The organism is Meiothermus hypogaeus, assembly GCF_003574035.1.
In the GTDB taxonomy this organism is placed as follows: Bacteria; Deinococcota; Deinococci; order Deinococcales; family Thermaceae; genus Meiothermus; species Meiothermus hypogaeus.
The window spans coordinates 1-6,781 of the sequence record NZ_QWKY01000122.1; the positions used below are offsets into that span (position 1 = coordinate 1).

The window sequence follows — 6,781 nt, forward strand, 5'->3', positions numbered from 1 at the left end:
CTGAGCTGCAGCCCGTGGAACGAACCTGGGGGCTGATTGATGGGGTGGTGGCCAATGGGCAGGTGGAGGATGAAGAGGCACTGTGGAGCAAAGTGGAAGCCCGCTGTGCCTACCTGCAGACCCAGCCGGACCTTATTCGGAGCCATACCCTCTTCCACTGGTGGCCGGGAGGATGATGAGGGAATGGATCAGAGGGATTTCTTATTATGCCCCCACCTGGCCTCCCCAGTTCGGGCAGGAAGGAGTGGTTCTACTTTATGCACCAGCCCTGCTGCACCCTGTACGCAATCCGCCCTCTTCTGTGAGGTTCATGCAAATGCTCAACAAAAATCCTGGGGCGTCCCAATGACCCCCCAGGGCTCAGTTCCAATCAGCTTACAGTCTGCTGCGCGGGTCGAGCGCATCCCGCAGGCCATCCCCCAGATAGTTGAAGGCCAGCACCGTCAGGAAGATCATGAAACCCGGTGCCAGCGCCAACCAAGGCGCAGTAAAAATGTATTCCTGGGCCTTGGTGAGCATGTTGCCCCAGGTGGCTACCGGCGGCTGAATACCAAAGCCCAGAAACGAGAGGGCAGCTTCGGTCAGAATGGCCCCCCCGATGGCCAGGGTAGCGTTCACAATCAGCGGGGCCAGGGTGTTGGGTACCAGGTGGCGGAACATGATGCGGGCTTCTCCGGCCCCCAGGGCCTGGGCAGCGGTGGTGAACTCCTGTTCTCGCAGGCTAAGCACCGCCCCCCGGATCAGCCGACCCGTCCCGATCCAGCCAAACAGCACGATGATGGTGATGATAATAAAAACCGAGGCCGACTCCCCAAACACACCCTGAGCCCACTGGCCTACTGCCCCCTGGGTGTCCCGCAAGAGGGCCGAGAGTACTAGCAGCAGCGGAAGCTCGGGGATGGTCAGCATGAAGTCCATGAAGCGCGAAATGGCGATGTCCAGATCAAGCTTACCCTGACCAAAAAGCCCCCAACCAGCAATAAACAGCACCACGCCCCAAACCAGCACCAGTCCCAGCAAAGAAAGGACATTGTTCAGGGATGCGGTACCCGCAAAAAGGGCCTGCACATTTGAGCCAGATAGTACCCAGGCCAGGTCCGCTACCAGAAACAGTAACGCGTACAGTAAAACCCAGGAAATCACCCGCCAGATGGCAAAGGGCCAGGGGCTCCAACCACCTGACAGCTTGGCCAGCGGGCCGGCGTAGAAGCGCAGCGGTCTACCCGAGAAATACCCTGCAATCACCCCCAGGGTGGTTCCCAACAAGGCAGCCGCAAAAGCAGCTACAAATCCCACCAGAAGGGAGATACGCGCGCCGTAAATAATGCGCGAGAGCACATCGCGGCCTAGCTCGTCGGTGCCCAGCCAGTGCTCCCTCGTGGGCCCCTGGAAATAGTAGTCGGCCAGGTTATCGCCTGTGGGCTGGGCGGTGGGGCTGTAGGGCGCAATCCAGGGGGCAAAAATCGCCATCAGCACCAGCGCAATCACCACCCCCAGTGAGAACATGGCAGCCTTGTGCTTGCGAAATCGTCGCCAGGCTAGAGTCCAGGTAGATTGGGATTTTTGTTTAGAAGCAGTAGCAACAGCAGCCATAAAACCCCCTAACTATAGCGGATGCGGGGGTCAACCACCGCATACATCAAGTCGGCCAGTAGGTTGAAGGTCGCGGTCAGCAAGGCCAGAAAGGCCAGGGCTGCCATCGCAACGTTGTAGTCTTTTTCTACCAGCGAGTCGAAAATGGCCCGGCCCATGCCCGGGTAGGAGAAGATGGTCTCGGTAATGACCGCGCCCCCAAAAACCCCAGGAATGGCCAGGCCCACCAGGGTAACGATGGGAATGAGGGCATTGCGCAGGGCATGCTTGTAAAGCACCACGCGCTCACCCAAGCCTTTGGCTCGCGCAGTACGCACGTAGTCCTGGTTCAAGACCTCGAGCAAGCTCGCCCGCATATAGCGCGTCCAGGCAGCCATCTGGATGGTAGAAAGGGCCAGTACAGGCAAGACCAGCTTAAAGGCCCAATCGCCGATGAACTGCAAGAAGGTAATCTCGCCGCTTTGCACTTGCGACCACTGGAAGTCGGAGATGCTTTGCACAGGGAACTTTGGGAACCAGGGTATTTGCTCAGGTAGCCAAACGGCAAACAAGAACAATAGCAGAATACCCAGAAAAAAGATGGGCATGGAGAACCCCACGAACGAGAAAAAGGTGATGACATAATCGGCCCGGCTGTACTGCCGCACTGCCGAGAAAATGCCTACTGGTATAGCCACCAGCAAGGCCAGGGTCAATGCTGCGCCCGAAAGCACCAGGGTGCGGGGCAAGCGCTGACCGAAAATAATCTGTCCTGCCGGAGAAGCGTAGGTGCGGGACTGACCAAAGTCGCCCTGCAGGGCCCGACCAAGCCATTTGAAGTAGCGCACGTAGATGGGCTGATCCAGGCCATAGGCCCGGCGCAGTTGCTCCAGTTGCTCGGCGGTGATGCGGGGGTTCTGCTGGCGCAGTTCGTCCAGCGGGTCTCCTGGTTGTAGGGCCAACAAAGTGAAGATCACTACTGAAGCTGCAAACAACAATGGAATCATTTGCAGCAGTCGGCGAATCGTGTAAGCAAACACAGGCCCATATTACCGCCCCATGACCTTTTTTGTATCTATAGTCACCCTTGCAAATATCCACCGAATGGTGGATGGTTCGTTGCCCACAGCAAAAACCCCCTCCGGGTTGGAGGGGGCTCCACCGACTAAAGCTTTGTTACTTGATGGGCTGGCCGTACTTGGCCTGGTCGTAGACCTTTTGGGCCCCTCGAGACTGCCAGCCAATCAGCCAGGGCTCAATGGTGGGGTAGGCGGAGTTAGCAAAGGTAGAAGAGGTGTAGTTAAGCAAGCCTACCCGGAAAACCCGCGCGTCGGACTGGAAGTACAAGGGGATCATGGCCACTTCGTTGGCCCAGATCTCCTGCATACGGGCAAAAAGCTGCTTGCGGCGGTTAACGTCGAACTCGAGCACCGCCTGATTGCGCAGGCGGTCAAATTCCTCGTTACACCAGCCACCAAAGTTCAGGCCCCGGAAGCCATTATCGCGGGTAGGCACATACACCACCTTGCCCTCTTCGTCCCGACAGGCCGACCGTACCCCATCATCGGCCTGGCCCATGCTGAAAGCGAAGTGCAGGAAGCCCGTCCAGGTCCCCTCCTGGGCCCGGGCCCGGTACTGTGCCCCCAGAACCACTGCACTGGGCGCGTTGTTGATGCGAACGGCAATGCCTACCTGGCGGTAGTTTTCTGCTACGAATTGCTGAATGCGCTCCCGCACCTGGTTGCCGGCGGTGGTGGCCCACTCGATTTCGAAGCGCACGGTTCGGCCATCCACCGTGCGTTGCAGGATGCCGTCCGGCCCAGGGCGCCAGCCCAGCTCGGCCAGCAGTTGACGGGCCCGCTCGGGGTTGTAGGGGTACTTGGTCACGTTCGGGTTGAACATGGGGTTCTGCGGCGCCACCCAGGTATGCGAGACCGTATACAACCCATCAAAGAAGGCTCGGGTAATGCCCTCGCGGTTCATGGCGTATATCAGGGCCTGGCGGGTCTTGACGTTGTCGAGTTGCAGATCTTTGACCCGTTGCACATTGGTGAACTGGTTGATCTCCAGGTGTTCGAAGAAAGGCGTGGGCACCGACCAGATCTCGAAGCGGCCTGATGCGCGGCTGGTGAGCTGCTTACTGCGCCCCTGGTCAAAGGAGATGGAGACACTCGAGGCCGCGTCAATCCCACCCCCCAGAATGGCCACCAAGAGCGAGTTGGTGTTCTGGATGATGCGGTAGACCACGCGCTGCACATACTTGTCCTCGCCGCCGGGGGGCTTGATCCAGAAGCGCGGGTTGCGCTGCATCTCAATGGTGCTACCGGGAACCCAGCGGGTCAGGGTGAAGGGGCCCGAGTAGACCATGCGCCCGCTGTTTAGAAACTGCGGGTTGGAAAACTGAGTAAAGAAGTTGCGGAAAATCTCGGCCTGGCGGGCTGCATCGGTGGTTTGTGCTGCCGCTGCTTTGGCCTTGTCCCACTCCGCCCGCATGATGTGGTTGGGGGCGTAGTAGACCTGGTTGATGTCGAGGTCGTAGAAGTAGGCCGGTTCCAAGCTTACTGTGAAGTTACGGGCGTCGCGCACCCGCAGGGTGGCCCGGTCAAAGAAGTCTACGTTGGTGGAGGGTACGCCCTTGGTCTTGCCCATCTCGAAGTACAGGGCCACATCCTCGGTGCTGATGGGCCGCCCGTCTGACCAGACCGCATCGGGGCGGATGGTGTAGTCGAGCTCGAGGCGCCGCACCCCCGGACGCACATTCACAAAGCGCAGGCGGTTGTTCTGGGCAGTGGGCACTTCCGTCACCACTACCGGAATCACATTCAGGTCGCGGTTGGTCTGCACAATGGGGGCAAACAAAAAGTTTTCTATCTCGAACTTGATGGACTGGTTCGAGATCGCATTGACCACGTCCCCGGCCAGCACCCGGGGCTCCTGGGCCGCCCCGATGATCAGGCTGTTGTCCTGCGGGCCAGCCAGGGCCAACCCACTCAGAACCATTAGCGTAACGAGCTTCCGTTTCATCGCTCCTCCTCTTATAGCCAGTGTTTGGCTGGGCCTGATTCTATTGTCCAACAGACGATTTGTGTACCCGCTTAACTACCAGGCATCATACATGTAGGCGACAAGCCATTTATAGTCCTGATCAGGCCTCCATAAAAGCAAAACCAGGGGATCCCCTGGTTTTGCAATCCACAAGAAGAGGGTTACTTGATGGCGATACCACCCGCCTGGGCCTGGTCGTGGCGCTTGGCCGCCCCACGGCTGGCCCAACCAATCTCCCAGGCGTTCCAACCGGGGTAGCCGTTGCCACCGGAGTAGGTCGAGGCTACATAGTTGACCAGGCCGCTGCGTACCACCAGGAAATTGGAGCGGAAGCGCAGAGGCAGGGCCGGGAGTTCTTCAGCCCAAATCTCCTGGGCGCGGGCGAAGAGTTGCTTGCGGCGAGCCTCGTCGAACTCGAGCACCCCCTGGCTGGTCAGGCGGTCGAACTCGTCGTTGCGCCAGTTGCCGATGTTCTGCCCAGCGTAGTTATTTTCTTTGCTGGGCACCAGCTGAGCGCCGGTATTGAGGTTTTTGAACTGGAAGAGGTTGCCGTCTTCCGCCAGGCTGCTCACCCAGGCAAACATGAAGAACACCCACTTGCCTTCCTCGGCCCGCTGGATGAAGTCGTCAGCGAAGACAACCGCGCTGGGGGCGTTGGCAGTCTTGACCGCAATACCCACCTGGCGCCACTGCTCGATGAAGAGTTGCTGGGTACGCGCGCGGATAGCGTTGCCGGCTGTGGTTACCCAGTCGAGCTCAAAGCGCACCGTGCGGCCATCCACCGTGCGCTGCAGGATGCCGTCGGGGCCGGGCCGCCAGCCCACCTGGGCCAGCAGCTCGCGTGCACGGGCCGGGTTGTACTCGTACTTCTTGACGTTCGGGTTAAAGAGCGGGTTCGAAGGGGCCACCCAGGTGTGGGAAACCGGCTCGGCGCCATCAAAGAAGGCTTGAACCCAGGCATCGCGGTTGATGGCGTGCAAAAGGGCCTGACGGGTGCGCTTATCGTCCAGGGTCAGATCCCGCACGCGCTGCACGTTGGTGAACTTGTTGATATCGATGTGCTCCCAGATGGCACCCGGAATGGCCCAGATATCAAAGCGTCCGGCCGCACGGCTGGTGAGCTGCTTGCTGCGGGCCTGGTCGGCGGAGATGCCCACAGTCGAGGTAGCATCGATGCCACCGCCCAGAATGGCTACCAGGAGCGAGTTGGTGTTCTGGATGATGCGGTAGATCACGCGCTGGACATAGTTATTGGCCCCACCTTGCGGAGTGATGGCATTGAAGTTGGGGTTGCGAACCAGCTCAATGGAGCTATTGGAAACCCAGCGCTGCACCCGGAAGGGGCCGCTGTAGACCATGCGTCCGGCGTTGATGGCCTGGTTAGAGCTGAACTGCTGGAAGAAGTTGCGGTACAGCTCGTTAAGACGCTGAGCGTCGCGGTCGGGGTTGAGGGGCGCGGCAGCCGCTTTTACCTTCTCCCATTCGGGGCCCATCTTGTGCACCGGCGCGTAGCCCATGGGCGAGCCGTAGGTGTCGTAGTAGTAGGCCGGCTCAAAGATAACGGTCATGTTCTGCTTATCGCGGACGCGCAGGTTGACCCGTTCCCAGTAGTCGGGGTTGTTGAGGGCCATTCCCTTGGCTTTACCAACTTCGAAGTAGAAGGCAAAGTCGTCGGTGTCCAGAGGGTCGCCGTCCGACCAGCGCAGGTTGGGCTTCAGGGTAATGTCGATCTCGAGGCGACGCTTACCACCGCCAATATCGGTCACCCGCAGGCGGCGGTTGGCCAGGGTAGGCACTTCGGTAGCCAGCACAGCTTCGTTTTCAGCCCGCAGGTTTTGCACAATAAGGGGTGCGAAAAGATAGTTCTCGATCTCTACCTTGATGGACTGGTTGGAGATCACGTTCAAGAAATCGCCCGCCAGCACCCGCGGTTCTTGGGATGCCCCCACAACCAGGCTGTTGTCCGCCGGGCCGGCCAGGGCTGCACCGGCCACCAAAGTTAGACCCAGTGCAACAATCTTGCTGTAACGATTCATCTAGAATCTACAAACCACCTTACCCAAATCAGGCACTGCAGTTATGTTTAGAGCATGAACCGCCGTGCTTACCCATCGGACGTCCGTGATGAGGAATGGGCTCTGGTGCTGCCCTATTTGACCCTCGC

General features: G+C 59.3%; 4 protein-coding genes. All 4 read right to left on the reverse strand.

Annotation, left to right across the window (positions count from 1 at the left end):
• Positions 1–375: 375 nt before the first annotated feature.
• The 4 genes from Mhypo_RS16840 to Mhypo_RS16855 all read right to left on the reverse strand — a co-directional run bounded on the left by Mhypo_RS16840 (position 376) and on the right by Mhypo_RS16855 (position 6,653).
• Positions 376–1,593, reverse strand: coding sequence for an ABC transporter permease (locus Mhypo_RS16840; RefSeq protein WP_119342400.1), 1,218 nt, complete (start codon positions 1,591–1,593; stop codon positions 376–378).
• A gap of 8 nt (positions 1,594–1,601) precedes the next feature.
• Entirely contained in the window at positions 1,602–2,612 is a 1,011-nt protein-coding gene (locus Mhypo_RS16845; protein WP_119342401.1) for an ABC transporter permease, read from the reverse strand.
• A gap of 136 nt (positions 2,613–2,748) precedes the next feature.
• The gene (locus tag Mhypo_RS16850; RefSeq protein WP_119342402.1) at positions 2,749–4,596 is read right to left on the reverse strand and encodes a peptide ABC transporter substrate-binding protein; all 1,848 of its coding nucleotides are present in this window, start codon (positions 4,594–4,596) and stop codon (positions 2,749–2,751) included.
• A 182-nt stretch (positions 4,597–4,778) separates the two neighbouring features.
• Complete coding sequence (locus Mhypo_RS16855) at positions 4,779–6,653, reverse strand: peptide ABC transporter substrate-binding protein (RefSeq protein WP_119342403.1); 1,875 nt, start codon at positions 6,651–6,653, stop codon at positions 4,779–4,781.
• Positions 6,654–6,781: the final 128 nt, after the last annotated feature.

What these genes read in the sequence shown, in the direction of transcription:
- Mhypo_RS16840 (WP_119342400.1), bottom strand. Translation starts at nt 1,593, where the DNA reads ATGGCTGCTGTTGCTACTGCTTCTAAACAAAAATCCCAATCTACCTGG.
- Mhypo_RS16855 (WP_119342403.1), bottom strand. Translation starts at nt 6,653, where the DNA reads ATGAATCGTTACAGCAAGATTGTTGCACTGGGTCTAACTTTGGTGGCC.
- Mhypo_RS16850 (WP_119342402.1), bottom strand. Translation starts at nt 4,596, where the DNA reads ATGAAACGGAAGCTCGTTACGCTAATGGTTCTGAGTGGGTTGGCCCTG.